The 17,684-nt window shown below is 44.0% G+C and carries 17 protein-coding genes; 4 read left to right on the top strand and 13 right to left on the bottom strand.

Annotated elements, in window-relative coordinates; genetic code table 11:
* Positions 1–16: 16 nt before the first annotated feature.
* From pstB to BBH88_RS08280, 8 genes are all read right to left on the bottom strand, one after another.
* Positions 17–829: a phosphate ABC transporter ATP-binding protein PstB gene (pstB, locus tag BBH88_RS08315; RefSeq protein WP_006830470.1), complete on the bottom strand. Its 813-nt coding sequence runs from the start codon at positions 827–829 to the stop codon at positions 17–19.
* A 28-nt stretch (positions 830–857) separates the two neighbouring features.
* Complete coding sequence (pstA, locus tag BBH88_RS08310) at positions 858–1,736, bottom strand: phosphate ABC transporter permease PstA (protein ID WP_065536962.1); 879 nt, start codon at positions 1,734–1,736, stop codon at positions 858–860.
* 1 nt (position 1,737) lies between these two features.
* On the bottom strand, positions 1,738–2,664 hold the full coding sequence (pstC, locus tag BBH88_RS08305) for a phosphate ABC transporter permease subunit PstC (protein ID WP_065536963.1): 927 nt from the start codon (positions 2,662–2,664) through the stop codon (positions 1,738–1,740).
* A 73-nt stretch (positions 2,665–2,737) separates the two neighbouring features.
* The gene (locus tag BBH88_RS08300; RefSeq protein WP_065536964.1) at positions 2,738–3,715 is read right to left on the bottom strand and encodes a PstS family phosphate ABC transporter substrate-binding protein; all 978 of its coding nucleotides are present in this window, start codon (positions 3,713–3,715) and stop codon (positions 2,738–2,740) included.
* Positions 3,716–3,880: 165 nt separating this feature from the next.
* The gene (locus tag BBH88_RS08295; protein ID WP_065536965.1) at positions 3,881–6,058 is read right to left on the bottom strand and encodes a peptidoglycan D,D-transpeptidase FtsI family protein; all 2,178 of its coding nucleotides are present in this window, start codon (positions 6,056–6,058) and stop codon (positions 3,881–3,883) included.
* Positions 6,059–6,170: 112 nt separating this feature from the next.
* Complete coding sequence (gene sodA, locus BBH88_RS08290) at positions 6,171–6,779, bottom strand: superoxide dismutase SodA (RefSeq protein ID WP_006830475.1); 609 nt, start codon at positions 6,777–6,779, stop codon at positions 6,171–6,173.
* Between the two features lie 154 nt (positions 6,780–6,933).
* Complete coding sequence (locus BBH88_RS08285) at positions 6,934–7,413, bottom strand: DUF456 domain-containing protein (RefSeq protein ID WP_006830476.1); 480 nt, start codon at positions 7,411–7,413, stop codon at positions 6,934–6,936.
* Positions 7,414–7,676: 263 nt separating this feature from the next.
* Positions 7,677–9,308, bottom strand: a complete 1,632-nt coding sequence (locus BBH88_RS08280) for a Na/Pi cotransporter family protein (RefSeq protein ID WP_065536966.1) — start codon at positions 9,306–9,308, stop codon at positions 7,677–7,679.
* A gap of 162 nt (positions 9,309–9,470) precedes the next feature.
* On the opposite strand from BBH88_RS08280, the gene BBH88_RS08275 reads away from it, so the two are divergent.
* The 3 genes from BBH88_RS08275 (at position 9,471) to BBH88_RS08265 (ending at position 11,902) form a co-directional block, all read left to right on the top strand.
* Entirely contained in the window at positions 9,471–9,989 is a 519-nt protein-coding gene (locus BBH88_RS08275; RefSeq protein ID WP_065536967.1) for a DUF1189 family protein, read from the top strand.
* Positions 9,990–10,177: 188 nt separating this feature from the next.
* Positions 10,178–11,299, top strand: a complete 1,122-nt coding sequence (ispG, locus tag BBH88_RS08270; RefSeq protein ID WP_006831035.1) for a flavodoxin-dependent (E)-4-hydroxy-3-methylbut-2-enyl-diphosphate synthase — start codon at positions 10,178–10,180, stop codon at positions 11,297–11,299.
* Between the two features lie 12 nt (positions 11,300–11,311).
* On the top strand, positions 11,312–11,902 hold the full coding sequence (locus BBH88_RS08265) for a hypothetical protein (protein WP_006831036.1): 591 nt from the start codon (positions 11,312–11,314) through the stop codon (positions 11,900–11,902).
* Positions 11,903–11,949: 47 nt separating this feature from the next.
* Here BBH88_RS08265 and BBH88_RS08260 read toward each other — a convergent pair whose 3' ends face one another.
* The 5 genes from BBH88_RS08260 to BBH88_RS08240 form a co-directional block, all read right to left on the bottom strand.
* Complete coding sequence (locus BBH88_RS08260; RefSeq protein WP_006831037.1) at positions 11,950–12,360, bottom strand: Fur family transcriptional regulator; 411 nt, start codon at positions 12,358–12,360, stop codon at positions 11,950–11,952.
* Positions 12,357–13,211, bottom strand: coding sequence for a metal ABC transporter permease (locus BBH88_RS08255; RefSeq protein ID WP_065536968.1), 855 nt, complete (start codon positions 13,209–13,211; stop codon positions 12,357–12,359). The genes BBH88_RS08260 and BBH88_RS08255 overlap by 4 nt, the downstream gene beginning before the upstream one ends.
* Entirely contained in the window at positions 13,208–13,975 is a 768-nt protein-coding gene (locus tag BBH88_RS08250; protein ID WP_006831039.1) for a metal ABC transporter ATP-binding protein, read from the bottom strand. Before BBH88_RS08250 ends, BBH88_RS08255 begins: the two co-directional genes overlap by 4 nt.
* 353 nt (positions 13,976–14,328) lie before the next feature.
* Complete coding sequence (locus BBH88_RS08245; RefSeq protein ID WP_065536969.1) at positions 14,329–15,222, bottom strand: deoxyribonuclease IV; 894 nt, start codon at positions 15,220–15,222, stop codon at positions 14,329–14,331.
* Between the two features lie 15 nt (positions 15,223–15,237).
* Positions 15,238–16,530 (bottom strand): DEAD/DEAH box helicase, encoded by a 1,293-nt coding sequence (locus BBH88_RS08240; RefSeq protein ID WP_006831041.1) that lies wholly within the window; start codon positions 16,528–16,530, stop codon positions 15,238–15,240.
* Positions 16,531–16,660: 130 nt separating this feature from the next.
* Between BBH88_RS08240 and BBH88_RS08235 the strand changes: the two genes are divergently transcribed.
* Positions 16,661–17,641 (top strand): 4-hydroxy-3-methylbut-2-enyl diphosphate reductase, encoded by a 981-nt coding sequence (locus BBH88_RS08235; protein ID WP_006831042.1) that lies wholly within the window; start codon positions 16,661–16,663, stop codon positions 17,639–17,641.
* The last annotated feature ends 43 nt before the right edge of the window (positions 17,642–17,684 follow it).

Raw genomic sequence — 17,684 nt, 5'->3', positions numbered from 1 at the left:
GTTCCGCCTCCTTCCATCAACCGAATCGCCCTGAAATATAATCTTCCGTCCGTTTGTCGGAAGGGTTTGAAAAGATGTTATCGGTGTGGTCAAACTCAACCACTTCTCCATTCAAAAAGAAAGCTGTTTTATCTGAAATCCGTGCTGCTTGCTGCATATTGTGCGTCACGATAATAATGCTGTAATCTTTCTTCAGCTCCTGGACCAACTCTTCCACTTTCAGTGTCGAAATGGGATCCAGTGCCGATGTTGGCTCATCCATCAAGATGACATCCGGTTCAATCGCCAGTGCCCGGGCAATACAAATCCGTTGCTGCTGACCTCCTGAAATACTATAGGCGTTTTCATTCAGGCGGTCTTTTACTTCCTCCCAAATGGCTGCTCCACGCAAACTTTTTTCAACGATTTCATCAAGGATCTTCTTATTTTTGATGCCGTGGATCCGTGGACCGTATGCGACATTGTCATAAATGGATTTCGGGAACGGATTCGGCTTTTGGAAAACCATGCCAACACGTGTCCGAAGCTCTTCCACTCCGTAATCCTGATCGAAGATATTGCGTCCGCGGTAGAGGATTTCACCAGATGTCTTGACTGATGTCACCAATTCAACCATACGGTTCAAAGTCTTGATGTATGTCGATTTACCGCATCCCGAAGGTCCGATAATAGCGGTTACTTCATTTTCCATGATTTCCAGATCAATATTCTTTAACGCATGGTTTCTGCCGTACCAAAGATTGAGCTGTTTGGTTTCATAAACCGTCTCTTTAACTGTTAGGTCTGATGTTGTCCCAGATACGGACTTATTTGTAATGATGGTTGTCATTTGTAGAACCCCTTCCACATAATTTGCGTTAGTAGCGTTTATCGAACTTATTGCGGATAATTACAGCAATCGAATTCATGAACAGCAAAACTGCCATCAATACGATGATTCCAGCTGCTGCTACCGCTTGGAACTCTTGCTGCGGCCTGCTTGACCAATCATAGATTTGCATTGGCAGAGCAGTGAATGTGTCCAAGACTCCTTCCGGTAAAAATTGAATAATGACCGGAACACCGATGACGATCAGTGGCGCTGTTTCCCCGATAGCGCGTGACAGAGCCAAAATGCTTCCCGTCAAAATTCCCGGAATGGCCGCTGGGAGGATGATTTTGAGGATAGTCTGCCATTTAGTGGCGCCCATGCCGTAGGAGGCGTCACGAAGTTCACCCGGAACTGCGCGAATCGCTTCCTGTGAAGCAACAATAATGACTGGCAGGATCAATAAACTCATTGTGAAGCCCGCAGCTAAAATGCTGTTGCCTAATGCCATTGCACGAACAAATATGGTCAATCCGAGCAATCCGAACACTACTGACGGAACGCCTGCCAGGTTTGAGATATTCATTCGGATAAAGCTGGTGATGTGATTTTGTTTTGCGTATTCTTCCAAGTAGATTGCCGATCCAACACCTAAGATAATCGACGTCGGTGCGACAACCGTCATCAGCCATAACGAGCCGACCAGCGCCGCTTTAATACCGGCCTGATCCGGGAAACGCGAAGCAAAATTAGTCAGGAAATCAATCGATAAATATCCTGCTCCCTGCGTGACGATCCGGTAAAGCAAAATGACCAATGCCAATAATGCCAGTAACGTAGCAGCAAGGAAGATATATTTGAAGATGGCGTTGGCAATCAATCTGCCATTCATCCGTTTGACTACTGTTTGTTGTTCGATATATCTCATATTAGTATTCCTCCCTGAAACGTTTGGATACGTAGCCGGCAAGGATGTTCATAGCCATGGTAAAGAGGAAAAGGGTAAATCCTACCGCGTATATGGAATAGTAGATAGTCGTTCCGTATCCGGCATCCCCTTTTGATACTTGGACAATGTAGGCTGTCATCGTTTGGATCGAGCCGGTAAAGTCTCCGTCGAATCTTGGTGTCGAGCCTGCAGCAAGCGACACGATCATAGTCTCTCCGATCGCTCTAGATACGGCCAGGACAACCGAGGCCACAATTCCCGAAAGTGCGGCTGGCATGGTAATTTTCCACGCCACTTCAAACTTTGTCGAACCCATTGCCAATGCCCCTTCACGAATGCTTTTCGGGACAGAAGACATGGCATCCTCCGACAAAGAGGCAATCATCGGAATGATCATGATACCGACGACGATTCCGGGAGAAATCGCGTTAAAGATTTTAATTTCCGGAAATACTGCCTGAAGCACCGGTGTCACAAATGTCAATGCGAAGAAACCATAGACGATTGTGGGAACACCCGCCAGTACTTCAAGTACGGGTTTTACAACACGCCGGACATTTTCGCTGGCATATTCACTCAAGTAAATCGCCGCTGAAATCCCGATTGGCACCGCTACAATAATCGCAATTACTGTTATTTTCAGCGTGCCGATGATCAAAGGCCAAATGCCGAACTGAGCTTCGTTATTGGAAAATGGCAGCCAGGTTGTGCCTGTAATGAAATCAAAAAACGGAACGCGTGTAAAGAATGTGATGGTTTCAAAAATCAATGTTAAGACAATCCCGATGGATGTCAAAACTGAAACAGAAGCAATCAAAAATAAAATGATTGGAATGATTTTTTCGATTACTTTCTTGTTCCTCTTGCCTCTCGACTGCGCGATCATTTCCTGCACAGATGGTCGCATATAGAATCCCCTTTCAACCGCAAAAGGTGAGCAGTGGCTGCTCACCCTGAGACTGGAATAAACTGTTAGTTGTTTATTCTTTTAAAGCTTCAAGATCGGCTAAGCCAGCTTCATAATCTTCTTCATTCAATGCCACATACCCAACTGCTTCTGCCATAGCTCCGGCGTTTTCAATTGTGTATTGCATGAAATCATATGCTGCTTCATTTTCGCTAATTGCCGAGTTTTTCGCATAAACGAATAGTGGACGTGATAATGGCGCATACTCACCAGACTCGATTGTCTCAGTATTCGGCTCAATTCCTTCGATTGGAACTAATTTTAATGTATCCTGGTTTGCTATATAGTACGCGTAACCGAAGAATCCGATTGAGTTCGGGCTGCCCTGGATTCCCTGCACCAAAGTATTGTCATCTTCTGAAAGAGTCGCCGAGCTGACAATATCTTCTTCTTCAAGAATCACTTCGTTAAAGTAATCGTAAGTTCCTGAAGCAGTTCCTGGTGCATAGAAGACAATTTCTTCATCAGGCCATTCAGGATCGATGTCCGACCACATTTTCGTTGTACCATCTTCCACCCATAGTTTCTTCAGTTGTTCGACTGTAAGATTATCTACAAAGTCGTTTTCCTGGTTGACTACTACTGACAGGCCATCATAAGCCAATAGGAATTCTGTATACTCGATTCCGGCTTCTTCAAGCGCGGCGGCTTCTTCTTCTTTTATAGGACGTGAAGCGTTAGAGAAATCTGTTTCGCCTTGGATGAACTTTTCAAATCCGCCACCCGTGCCTGAAACACCTACTGTAACTTGAACATCCGGCTGAGCTCCGGCATATTCTTCAACGATGCCTTCTAGGATCGGTGCTACGGTAGAAGATCCGTCACCTATTACAGATCCTTCAACAACTGCTTCTTCTTCTCCAGCCGTATCTGAACCTGTTTCTTCTGTTTCTGAACCAGTATCGCCTGACTCTTCTGTGCCGCCACATGCACCAAGAATTAAAGCCGAACCAAGAATAGTAGATGCCATTGCAAATTTCCAATTTCTCATTGCGTTGTTTCCCCCTAAAGTTTATGTTTGTTTACCTTTTCAACTATAAAGAGTGTTTGTTGAGGACATATAAAGACAATGTTAAGAAATTGTAAATAGCCTATTCCTCATAAAAAAAGCTCCAAAGGAGATTTCTCGTAAAGAGAACTTCCTTGGAGCTTAGTTTTATTCGCCTTCTATCACTACTGAATTGCTGTAAGGTGCTTTTATTAAATTAGAAGCTGATTGTGCTTCTTTGTTTTTCAACTCGAAGTATTTATCAGCCGCCGCGCGGGCGATTTCGTTGTTGGCTCTCGGAACGTTTTCCGGATCAGTTGTGACATACGGAATCACCACAGCATAAGCAATTTCCGGGTTGTCATACGGTGCGTAGCCGACATGCGCGATGTTGATGGCATATTGCCCGTTCATTTCATGGTCTTTTTCAAAGAAATACACTTCAGCTGTCCCGGTTTTTCCGGCTGCTGTATAAGGTGCATCACTGAATTGGCCACGCGCTGATCCAGAATTTCCAATATACACATTGCGCATTCCCGTCTGAACCTGATCGATTTCTTCCTGTGTATTATTGATGCGATTCAGGATTTCGGGCTCTACAATTGTTTCAATCGGACCAAGCGTCTCCCCGTCTCTAGAAGCTGCTCGAATTTCTTTGACGACATGCGGCTCCATCCGGTATCCATCATTGGCAATCGTCGAGATATACTGAGCCAGTTGAAGCGGCGTATACGTATCAAACTGCCCAATTGCCAAATCGAGCAGCATGGAACCAGGAGTGGTGCCGCCCATATAACCTGTTGCTTCGTTCGGCAAGTCGATGCCTGTTTTGACGCCAAGTCCGAATTGCGCAAATGAATTGCGCATTGTGGCGAAACTTTCCGGTGCCACATAAAGACCCCGGTTATATTGATATTCCGCTCCTGCGATCTTCATGGCAATTTTAAACATGTAGACATTGGAAGAGCGTTCGATGGCCATTAAATCCGTCATCGGAATACGGTTGAATAATTGCGTATTAAAAATGGAATTCTTTTGGGATGTTCCGGCAAACTTTAAGGGTTCGTCTATTTGGACTTCACCCAACTCTACTGCGCCTTCGGTATAGCCGGTCAGCAGTGTCGCACCTTTAACGGTCGACCCCATTTCATGAGAAGCTGTGAATGTGCCGAAAGCATAGTCATTGATGACTTGCTTGCCGTCTTCATCTTTACCAAGACGCTTGCCTACCATAGAAAGGACTTCTCCTGTCTGGGGATCCATCATGACCAAGTAGGCATCTTTTACCAATTTCGAGCTCGGTCCAGCTTTTAGTTGCAACAATTTATCTTCCACAATTTTTTCCAGTTCACTCTGCAATTCGCTATCGATTGAAAGAACCAGGTCTTTGCCGGCTTCTCCTTCATCTACAGGAATGGTTTCGATGACGCTGCCTCTGCCATCCGTGACGTTTTTGACGACCGACTTTTGTCCCTGCAGCACTTCTTCATACTGCTGCTCCAAAAAGCTGGTGCCGACACGGTCATTCCGTGAATAATCACGAGCCAAGTAATAGTCAAGTTTATTGGCAGGTATTCCAGTTTCCGGAGTTGTCGTGCTTCCGAGTATCGTCAAGTCGCTCGATTTGACCCGTTTCCAGTCCGTCATCGTGTTGACGCCTTTGAGGTTCGGGTCGGTCAGGCGTTCTGAAACGCGAGCAAACTCTTCAGCTGTAACATCTTCGTTTTTAATCATCTGAGGAGCCAATGCATAACCGGAAGTCATTTCGCGGTAAATAGCCAGTATTTCTAGATCTTCAGCGCTTAAACTAGCTAGCTCTTCTTCCGTGATTTTCTCTCTGACCAGTGCGTCCAGTTTGCGCTGCTTTTCTTTTTCTGTAATAGCTTCAGCGGCAATTGCGGTTTTTTCATCATCTGTCACTTTTTTACTTGCACTTTCAGTATTTAATTGTATATAAAAATCCTGTTTATCCCGAAGCGTCACTTTGTCATCATCTTTTTCGATCAGTTTGGCCAATTCCTTTGCTACAGTCATCATTTCTTCTCTTTTGGTTGTTTGCATCGCCGTATAGGTAATCGCATTGACCGGTGTATTGTCGACTTGAATGCGGCCTGCACTGTCGAAGATGCGGCCTCTTGGCACACTGGTGTTGACGGGGACTTCTTCCGTTCTGGCAATGGCACGCGCATAGTCTTCGCCTTTAACGATTTGAAGAAACCCTAAACGGAGAATTAGCACAGAAAACAAGAGGAAAATAGTAAAAAAGAGGATATTCATCCGAAAGACAGTGTTGGACTGCAGTTTTACTCTCGCAAGTGAAACGCGTCTTTTTTGAGGTGGTTTCATGAGAAGTTTGCTCCTTTCGTAAAAATATCCACTTAACAGTATATCATCACATAAAAAAACACACACACTTTTTCGGACGAAAAAGTGTGTGTAAGGTTTCAATTATTGACAATTATTTTGCTGTTTCGTAACGATTAGAAGCTTCTTCCCAATTCACTACGTTCCAGAATGCATTAATGTAATCTGGGCGTTTGTTTTGGTATTTCAAGTAGTAGGCGTGCTCCCATACATCAAGTCCAAGTAAAGGTGTCTTACCTTCCATCAATGGAGAGTCTTGGTTAGGAGTTGAAGTAATTTCTAGTTCTCCGTTTGAAAGAACAAGCCAAGCCCAGCCTGAACCAAAACGAGTTTTGCCGGCAGCAGCGAATTTCTCTTTGAATTCGTCAAAGCTTCCGAACTTGCTGTTGATAGCTTCGCCTAAAGCGCCTGTCGGGTTGCCCCCACCGCTTGGAGATAAAAGCTTCCAGAATAACGAATGGTTAGCGTGTCCTCCGCCGTTGTTGCGGACTGCAGTACGCGCAGATTCAGGAACTGCATCCAAATCAGCAATCAATTCTTCTACTGATTTTGAAGCAAGATCATCGTGGCCTTCTAAAGCCGCATTTACGTTCGTGATGTACGTGTTATGGTGTTTTGTGTGGTGAATATTCATCGTTTCCTTGTCGATATGCGGTTCAAGTGCGTCATACGCGTAAGGTAATTCCGGTAATTCATATGCCATGATCAAATTCCTCCTTGAGTCTATTGGTCTACCTTCTTAGCCTATCAAAATTTTCACACCTACACAAACATAACGCACGGTAAATCTTGTTATTCAGACCTTTGACTGATTTATCCTGATTTAACAGCACGTGGAACTCTGGAACTGCACAAATTTAGATCGTAAAGAAGAAAATGGCAACCATAACAACTTGAATAATTCCTTTCGTAAAGACAGAAGTGATAAACCCGACAACTGAACCAATTCCTGACATGACTGACTTTTTCAGTGACGATTTATTAAAAAGAATCTCCGCAATGATTGCGCCAAGGAAGGGACCGATTAAAATGCCGATGATCGGTATAACAAAAGGACCGATGATCAGGCCGACTGTACTGCCCCAAAGTCCGGCTCGAGAGCCGCCGAATTTTTTGACGCCGAAGGCATTAGCAATGGCATCTGCGCCAAATAACAAAATGACGAACAGGCTTTGAATCGCCCAGAACCACCAAGGCAGATCGCTGAAACTGAAAAACAACCCATACATAATAAAGCCGCCGAAAACAAACAAGACTGCGGGAATAATTGGGTAAACCAAACCGATAAAACCGATAACGAAGCAAAGCAGGATAACAATCCAGCCGATAATTTCCATCTGTACCCCTCCCTATAAGTAAAGCTCTCTTCCATCGTGCCTTACATTTTTTAAAATGTAAAGCGGGAGGAAAGAGAGCTTTATTTGTGTTTTTCGTTTACTGCACAGCGTACAACTTTTCGGATCATTAGTCACTCTGTGGCCAGCTGCAGCGCCTAGAACCTCGGGGTCTTAAGTCCGCTTACCTGTGCGGCACAAAACGCCGCTTCGGTAACCTGTCTTAAGCCTGTCGGTTCTGTACAGGCGCTTCCGCTTTTCTTTTATCAAGCGCGGTTTCCTAGAATTGCTTCTGCAATATTTACTGAGTGGTCTCCGATACGTTCCAGGTTGCTGACGATATCGACAAAAACGATTCCGGCTTGTCCCGTACAGATACCCTCATTCAAGCGCAAGATGTGCTTTTTGCGGAATTTGCGTTCCATCTTGTCGATCAGATCTTCTTGTTCGGCTACTTCACGAGCCAATTCATGGCTGGTCGTATTCAACGCGTTAAGCGCTTTTTGGACCGTTGCAATGGTTAAGGTAAACATTTCCGTTAAATCTTCCATTGCATCTTCCGTGATTTTCACCTTATTGTTTTCCTGGTAATCGACCAGCTCAATGATGTTTTCGAAATGGTCTCCAATCCGTTCAATATCCCGGACTGTTTCCATCAGCATCGTATGGCGTGTCGAATCCGCTGCTGAAATGGATTCTGCTGAAATCAAAACCAGATAATCGGTGATTTTGCTGTCTAGATTATTGATGGCATCTTCCAGCTGGTAACCCATTTCTGCATTCTTTTTGCTCTTCGTCATCAAATATGCATAGGTTTCCTGCAGCCCCTGGACTGAATATTCGCCCATGCGCAAAATTTCTTCTTTTGCCTGCCCCAGCGCAATCGAAGGTGATTGTTCGATAAAGTGGATATCCAGATGCTTTGGTTTAAATTCGACCAAAACTTCTTCACCTGGAATGGCTTTCGTCACTAGATAAGCCCAAGCACCTATTAATGGAAATTGAATAATTGTGTTCGCTACGTTAAATGAACCGTGGGCAAAGGCAATCTGCATTTTCGGTTCCAATGCCAGTACACCCGAAATCCACTCCACGTACGCAGTAAAAGGAATTAGCAAAATCAAAAAGAGTACCGAACCGACAATATTGAATAGTACATGGACTGCTGCTGCACGGCGCGCTGCAATCGAAGTACCCAATGCTGCAAGAACAGCTGTGATAGTCGTACCGATGTTGTCACCGAAGAGTACCGGCAATGAGGCACCCAGTGTGAGGATATTCTCAGCGTAAAGCCCTTGCAGAATCGCCACCGTTCCACTAGAACTCTGAACAATCAACGTAAAGACCGTTCCGACGACAACTCCAAGAATCGGAAACTCACTCAAGCTTACCGTCATGTCGATAAAGGCTGGCAATTCGCGCAGCGGCTTCATGCCGCCGCTCATCAATTCCATTCCGTAGAAGAGACCACCGAAGCCGAAAATAACCTGTCCGATGTTTTGTATCTGATTTTTCTTGATAAAGAAAATCATTGCGGCCCCGACTGCCATAATCGGTAAAGCGTAAGCTCCTACATCCAGCCCGATGATAAAGGCTGTGACCGTGGTTCCGATGTTAGCACCCATAATGACACCAATTGCCTGTCTCAATGTCATAAATCCGGCACTTACCAAACCAACTACAATAACGGTAGTACCTGAACTCGATTGAATTAAGATGGTAACGATAATCCCGACCAGAACACCCATGAATGGGTTGGTTGTAAAACGGTCCAGAATGTCTCGAAGTTTGTCGCCTGCAGCTTTCTGCAAAGCATCACCCATAAACTTAATTGAAAATAGGAAAATCCCTAATCCGCCGAAAAAGGAAAAGAGGATTTCTTGCCAGTTCATTTCCACGATACTTATTCAACTCCTAAATTTTCATATTCGCACCTAACCTATTATGAATAGTTTACTAAGATTTTGTAAACACCTTTATTGAAAATTTACATTCCCGTAACAAAGCGCCGTTTTTTTCTTCTGCCGGCGTGGTACGATTATTATATAGATGAAAGGAAGATGAACGTGAATATATACCAATTATTCAAAGCGAGTTTAATGGAACCTAAAAGACAGGCAGCCGTCCGTATTATGACAATCGGCAAGATCATGCAGTTTATCTTTGTCTTTGTAGGTCTTTTGACAATTGTCTCTTTTATCGAATGGATTTTCGGTTTAGGTGATGCCACCAGCAGTATGGCTGGACTCGTAGAATTTATGGAGGAAATTGAATGGCTGCTGTATCCGTTCGCTTTGGTTTTTTTGTTTGTTTTCACTACGCTTTATCATTTTATCAAAATCAGTTTGTTTGCCCTGATCGCCTTAGTAATCTTGAACGCCAGAAAGCGCCGAGGTGAATATCGCCATTTGTGGAGAACCACTTCTCTCAGTGTCACAGTTCCGACATTACTGACATTTGTTTTAAGTTTCTTTAACTTGGGCTTCAGCGTCTCATTAGCCACCAGCCTGTTGACTCTCCTCTATTTGTATTTGGCGATCGGCTATTATCCCAAAAAACCACCACTGCAAAAGAAATAATCCTAAGGTAAATTTAATGTAAAGAAAGCCAGTAATCAGCCGTCTTTCTTGTCTTTTCGAGCGCTACACTGCTAAAATAGCTATAGGTAATGGAATTGAACCGACAACTTTCGGAAGACCCGGGAATTGTTGGACAAAGATAGGTGAGCCGATAGAACTGGCCATCATTAAAAAGGAGAGGTTTTTTCATGAGCGAAATGACACACCGTTCAAACACACGCCCCGTAAAAGTCGGAGATTTGACGATTGGCGGCAGTAATGAATTATTTATACAAAGTATGGCAACCACCAAAACCCACGATGTGGAAGCGACGGTTGCTGAAATTTTACGGTTGGAAGAAGCGGGTTGCCAAATCGTCCGTGTAGCCTGTCCTGACGAACGCGCAGCTTATTCGATTGGCGCCATCAAAGAACGCATCCATATACCATTAGTAGTGGATATTCATTTTGATTATAAATTGGCCTTGATAGCCATTGAACAGGGTGCAGATAAAATCCGTATCAACCCCGGCAACATCGGACGCCGCGAAAAAGTGGAAGCTGTTGTCAATGCTGCAAAAGCTAAAGGCATCCCGATTCGCATCGGTGTCAACGCCGGTTCATTGGAACGTAAAATCCTTGAAAAATATGGCTATCCAACGGCTGAAGGCATGGTCGAAAGTGCTCTTCATCACATTAAAATCCTGGAAGACCTTGATTTCCACGACATCATTGTTTCATTGAAAGCATCGGATGTCAGCCTGGCCGTCGAAGCTTATGAACTGGCTTCTAAAGCATTCGACTATCCACTGCATTTAGGGATCACAGAATCCGGTACGTTGTTCTCAGGTACTGTGAAAAGTGCTGCTGGCCTTGGCGCATTATTCGCTAAAGGCATCGGCAACACGCTGCGTGTATCGTTGAGTGCGGATCCTGTTGAGGAAGTTAAAGTGGCCCGTGAAATGCTGAAGATATTCGGTCTTTCTTCAAACGCTGCAACGTTGATTTCATGCCCGACGTGCGGACGCATTGAAATTGACTTGATTTCCATTGCTAATGAAGTGGAAGAATACATTTCCCACATCAAAGCGCCATTAAAAGTAGCCGTTTTGGGTTGTGCGGTAAACGGTCCCGGTGAAGCGCGTGAAGCAGATATCGGCATTGCCGGTGCTCGAGGAGAAGGATTGCTGTTTATGAATGGCAAAACTGTCCGTAAAGTTCCTGAAGCGACAATGGTCGAAGAATTGAAAATCGAAATCGACAAATTAGCTGAGGCCTATTTCGCCAAACAAGCTGCAGAGAAAAAAGAACTAGAAGAACTACAAGCCTAAGGTTGTGAACAGATGAGATACCGTTTTGGAATAGATATCGATGGAACAGTGACTTCTCCGACATCACTGATTCCTCACATTAATGAAAAATTCAACAGCGAATTGACACTAGATGATATTAAGGAATACGATTTAACTGCTGCTCTTCCCCATTTGACGCAGAGTGAATTTTATTCCTGGTTCCGGGATTCCGAGCCGCGGATTTATGCGGCTTCTCCTGTTTCTGAAAATGCTAAGAAGATCTTGAACAACTGGAAAGACCAATACGAACTGTATTACATTTCCGCTAGAGGCGATAATGTCCGTGACGTCACATTTGATTGGTTTGCGGAACATGCCATCGCCTATGACCACATCGAACTGATCGGTTCGCACAAGAAAATCGAAACAGCGAAGCGCCATAATGTCCATCTGTTCTTCGAAGATAAACACGATAATGCCGTGGAAATTGCTGAAGAGTTGGACATACCTGTTTTACTGTTCGATACCCCTTACAATCGTCAGCCGATTCCCAACAAAGTCATCCGAGTCTATGATTGGCTAGAAGCGAACGAATGGGTAAAGAATGAATTCAGCATCCAAAAGACATTGAGCGGCAAATAACCGTTCAAAACGCATAAAAGCGAGAGTGGAAAAATCCACTCTCGCTTTTATTTGCATTCTGGACATTTTCCATAGATCTCGAATTTATGGTTGGCGATCTCGTATGCTGGTAAAGCAGCTCCCAACATATCCATGGGACAGACCGGAATTTCTTTTATTTTGCCGCAGTCCATGCAAATGAAATGATGATGATGGTGATCGCTTTCGCATTGCATACGGAAATGGCGCTCACCCGACAATTCCGTTTCCTCCAAAATACCCAGAGATACGAAAGTCGCCAGATTCCGATACACCGTGTCATAGCTCATGCTAGGGTATTCTTTCTGCATAACATCTAGTAAATCCCGTGCCGTCAAATAGCGGTCGTCATTGGAAAACAACTCCAAAATCTGATTGCGTTTTGAAGTTTCTTTATAACCTTTGTCTTTCAGGATATTCCATGCATTGGTTAAATTCATGCGATCGCTCCTTTTTTAAGTGAAACCATGATCTTTTTATAAGAGATGACCAAGAGTAACAGGAAAATGGACGTAACTACGATTGTACCACCCGGTGCCAAATCAAAATAAAAAGCAGTAACAAGGCCAGTGATGACGGAAACTTCACCAAAAACGATGGACAGAACAATGGTTTGCTTAAAGCTTTTCGTTACCCTCATAGCGGTTGCAACTGGAATCGTCATCAATGACGACACCAGCAAAATACCAACGATACGCATAGATCCGGCAATGACCAATGCCGTGACGATCATGAACATGAAATGAATCCATTTAGCGGGTAACCCGGAAGCTCTGGCATACTCGTCATCAAAAGACAGAACAAATAATTCCTTGAAAAAGAAATAGATGAATGCCAGCACAACAATTGCGATTCCTGCAACAATCAGCAAATCTTCCCTACTGACTGCAGAAACCGATCCAAACAAATAGCCGAACAAGTCATTGGAGAAGCCTTGCGCCAAGGAAATGAAAATAGCGCCAAAGCCGATACCTGCCGACAAAATGATCGGAATGGCCAATTCCTCGTAATGCTTGTATAGGCTTCTCAAGCGTTCAATCAGCACCGAACCGGCAACTGACGCCGCAATTCCGAGAAACAAAGGGTTCAACAGCGCCAATGAAGCGACACTCTGGCTCAAATAAAGGCTCCCCGCGATTCCTGCAAGTGTCACATGGCTTAAAGCATCTGCAATCAAGGAGAGCCTGCGGACAACGATAAACACGCCGAGAAGAGGCGCGATGACTCCAATGATCAAACCGGCTGCAAAAGCGTTCTGTAAAAATTCATAAGACAATATAGCTTGAATCATGCATGGCTTCCTCCGATATGGTGAATTTTTCGGACAGAATGACCGTACCATGCTTCACGCTGCTCATCGCTCATTGTGTGAAGCTGTTCTTTAAATCCGTGGAAATGAATGGTCTGGTTTAAACAGGCTACGTGCGTAATCCGGTCTGTTACCGTATCGACATCATGCGTCACCAGAACCAGCGTGATTTTCTTTTCGCGATTCAGCAAAGCAAGCATGTCATAAAAGGCTTGGACATTCTGATGGTCAATACCGACAGTCGGTTCATCAAGAATCAAGATCTTCGGCTTTGCTATCAAAGCTCGAGCGATGAAAATCCGCTGCTGTTGACCACCTGACAGCTCGCTGACGCTTCGACCAATAAAATCTTGCATGCCGACCGCTTCTAGCGCTTCTGTCACTTGTTGGTGAGTGGATTTTGGCAAACGGTGGAACAATCCAGTTTTCTTGGCTAGGCCACCTGCTACAACTTCTTTTACGGTCGCTGGAAAGCCGACATTAAATGAATTGGATTTTTGGGATACATAGCCGATCCATTCACGGTTCTTAAAATTTTTCGCATCTACACCAAAAAGCTCTATTGTTCCTTTGCTGGGCTTCATGAGCCCCAGCATAATTTTCAGTAAAGTTGATTTCCCGGAACCGTTCGGACCCAAAATCGCCAGAAAATCACCTTCCTCTACTTTCATGGAAATGTTATGGAGCGCTTTTGTTTGTTCATATTCAAAACTAATTTCTTTAATGTCAATTAATGGCGTAACCATTATGTCGCCTCGTTTCTAATTAATAATGATTACGATTTACATTACAAAAGTATAGTAGAGTTCATCGATAATGTAAATAGATTGGGCTTAAATAACTTTGCGACAGATTATGCTCTTACTTTTAGATAGTATCCTGCTTGTAATATACCAGAAATCACACTAATTCGGAGTCTATAGGATAACGTTCATGTAGCTTAAGACTGAGTGTTTTTTTATGTTTTCACTATGACGTTTCTTTAAAGGACTTTGCTGATTTGCTCCGAACCTTCCCTTTTTATGACTAATGAAAATCATAAAAAGCTGAAGACAGTCCCGTAAAAATCGGGTTTGTCTTCAGCTTTAGCTTTTTGAATTTATAAAGGAGATTTCAATTCTTCAATAGCACCTGGAGAAAAGATCCCCGCTTTAAACATTTCAATTTCAAATGCGTAAGGCGGTTTTTTGTTTTTGGCATCTAGTCCGACATAAGGCGTTTCGAGAATTTTCGGTACGTGCATAAGATCCGGATGATGAACGATCCCATTCAAAGCATCAAAACCGATTTCACCAAAGCCAATGTTTTCGTGGCGATCTTTGCCCGCCCCGCGAACATTTTTGCTGTCGTTGATGTGCAGCACTTGCAGGCGATCTATGCCAACAATACGATCGAACTCCTCTAGTACTCCATCGAAATCTTCTTTGATGTTGTAGCCTGCATCATGCGTGTGGCACGTGTCAAAGCAAACGGACAAACGCTTGTTATGAGTAACGCCGTTGATGATCGCGGCGATTTCTTCAAAACTGCGTCCACATTCCGTACCTTTTCCGGCCATGGTCTCAAGTGCGATGTTGACCGGATAATCCTGTGTCAAGACTTCGTTCAAGCCTTCGATGATTTTAGCAATTCCAGCATCTGTTCCGGCTCCAACATGAGCGCCAGGATGCAAAACGATTTGCCTCGCTCCAAGAGCAGCTGTCCGCTCAATTTCTTTTTGAAGAAATTCAACGCCCAGTTCGAAGGTTTCAGGCTTTTGGGTATTGCCTAAATTGATGATATACGGTGCATGGACGACAATATTTGTTAAATTATTGGCCGCCATATGGGCAAATCCCGCCTCAATATTTAGCTCTTCAATCGGTTTACGGCGCGTGTTCTGAGGTGCACCGGTATAGATCATGAAAGTCGACGCTCCGTAGGAAGCGGCTTCTTCACTTGCTGCAAGCAGCATTTTTTTGCCGCTCATTGATACGTGAGATCCTAATAACATGAAACTATCTCCTTACTATTTGCGATTTTTGCGTCGTTCCGCTTTTTTGATTTCATCCATTTTCCACTTCATTTTCTTTTTGTACATAGGTCTTACCTTTTTCGGCTTGTGAACCATCGTTTTCGCTTTAGCGTCTATTTCGTTTGCTTTTTTCGTGCGCGTCGTCCGGCTATGACGCTCTTTCAAATCAACGAATTCGCCTTTAATGATATCCTTTTGCTGGAAAGGAATGCCCATTTTTTCAATACGGACAATGGCATCGTCTTCTTCTGGCTTGAATAGTGTAATAGCTAGCCCCTTCATTCCTGCGCGAGCTGTACGACCAACACGGTGAATAAAGAATTCTAGGTCTTCAGGCAATTCATAGTTGATAACGTGGCTGACTCCTTGGATATCAATGCCTCGTGCAGCAAGATCTGTCGCTACGATGTATTGATATTCCAGGTCACGGATTTGACGCATCATTTTGACGCGTTCACGCGGAGCCAAGTCGCCATGCACACGACCGACTCGAATGCCTTCTTTCGCCAATTGGTCAGCGACATAATCGGCATTCGTGCGGGTATTGACGAAAATAATTGCCAAATAGGGATTGATGACTTTCATAACATCCTGCAGGCGCTCCATTTTCTTTTTACTGCGGACTGGTACAAGGTAAAAGTCCAGGCCATCTGCAGTTGGGCGTTTATCCCCGATTTTCACATGCACTGGTGATTCCATGTACTTTTTCAGGAAAGGTTTTAATTTTTCAGGAATAGTCGCTGAAAAGACATACATCTCCAATTTGTCTTGCATTTTGCCAGCTACTTGGTCGATTTCTTCAATAAAACCTAAGTCGAAAGCCAAATCAGCTTCATCTACCACAAGAATTTTCCCTGTGTGTACCAATAAAGCATTTTCTTTAACAAGGTCTCTTAAACGACCCGGTGTCCCGATTACGATATGCGGCTGTGTTTTCAATTTATTGATTGAACGCTGCTTGTCTGTTCCACCGATAAACGATTTCACTTCAATGCCAGATCCAACAACCAGTTTTTGCAACTCATTATAAATCTGTGTTCCAAGTTCACGCGTCGGTGCTGCGATTACCGCCTGCACTTCTTGTTTGCTAACGTCGATGCGTTCAACAATCGGGATTATGAAACTATGTGTTTTTCCAGTCCCTGTATGGGATTGGCCAATGGCACTTGAGCCTTTCAATATATGGGGCATCATTTCCTTTTGGATTGGTGTCGGTTCTATAAACCCGAGTTTTTCTACCGCTTCCAATAGGAAGGGTTTAAATGGATATTCGTTGAATTTTGTCATGGGATTAAATTCCCTCCTTACGCTCTAGACATTATAGCATAAAATAGCCCCTTTACGCGATGCAACTTTTGTAAAGCTGTGCCGTCTCCGTTATAATGAATGTATGATTTTGAAAGGAGCGCGGTACTTGATGAAGGTTATGAAAATATCGCCAAGAGGATATTGCTACGGAGTAGTGGATGCCATGGTCATCGCAAAAAATGCTGCGATGGACGAAAGTTTGCCACGTCCCATTTATATACTAGGAATGATTGTCCACAATAAACACGTAACAGATGCATTCGAGGCAGACGGCATCATTACATTGGACGGTACTAACCGTCTCGAAATTTTAGAAAAAGTGGAAACTGGTACCGTTATTTTCACGGCCCACGGTGTCTCACCTCAAGTCCGCGAGTTGGCAAGGCGCAAAGGTCTCGTTTCAATCGATGCTACATGTCCTGATGTCACCGTGACCCATGACTTGATTCGCGAGAAAACTGCGGATGGTTATCAGATCGTTTATATCGGAAAAAGTGGCCATCCTGAACCCGAAGGTGCAATCGGCGTTGCGCCCGACATGGTCCATTTGGTAGAAAGCGTAGACGATGTTAATCGTTTGGAACTTGACTCTGAAAAAATTATTGTCACCAACCAAACTACGATGAGCCAATGGGATGTCGTGGACATGATGGAACGTTTGAAAGAGAAATTTCCACATTCCGAAGTCCACAAGGAAATTTGCTTGGCTACTCAAGTACGTCAGGAAGCAGTAGCACAGCAGGCCGGTGAAACTGATTTATTGATCGTCATTGGGGACCCGATGAGCAATAACTCAAATCGTCTGGCGCAAGTGTCTCAAGACATCGCCGGTACTCCTGCATACCGCATATCCGATTTGTCAGAGTTGAAATTGGAGTGGCTAGAAGGCGTTGAAACTGTAGGTATTACGGCAGGCGCTTCTACACCGACGCCAATCGTTAAAGAAGTGATGAAATTCTTGGATCTTTATGACCCAGCAGATCCAAGCACATTTGAATTGACTCGTTCTGTTCCATTGAATAAAATCTTACCGAAAATCAAACATCCGAAACCATCGGATCGTATTGAGCCTTATCCGGTAGGAGAATAAAAAAAGCTGTCATTAAAAGTTAGTTCGCTAACTTTTAATGGCG

Source organism: Planococcus antarcticus DSM 14505, from assembly GCF_001687565.2.
Classification (GTDB): domain Bacteria; phylum Bacillota; class Bacilli; order Bacillales_A; family Planococcaceae; genus Planococcus; species Planococcus antarcticus.
The sequence above is the reverse complement of the archived record's forward strand: the minus strand, read 5'-3'. Positions and strand labels throughout refer to the sequence as shown.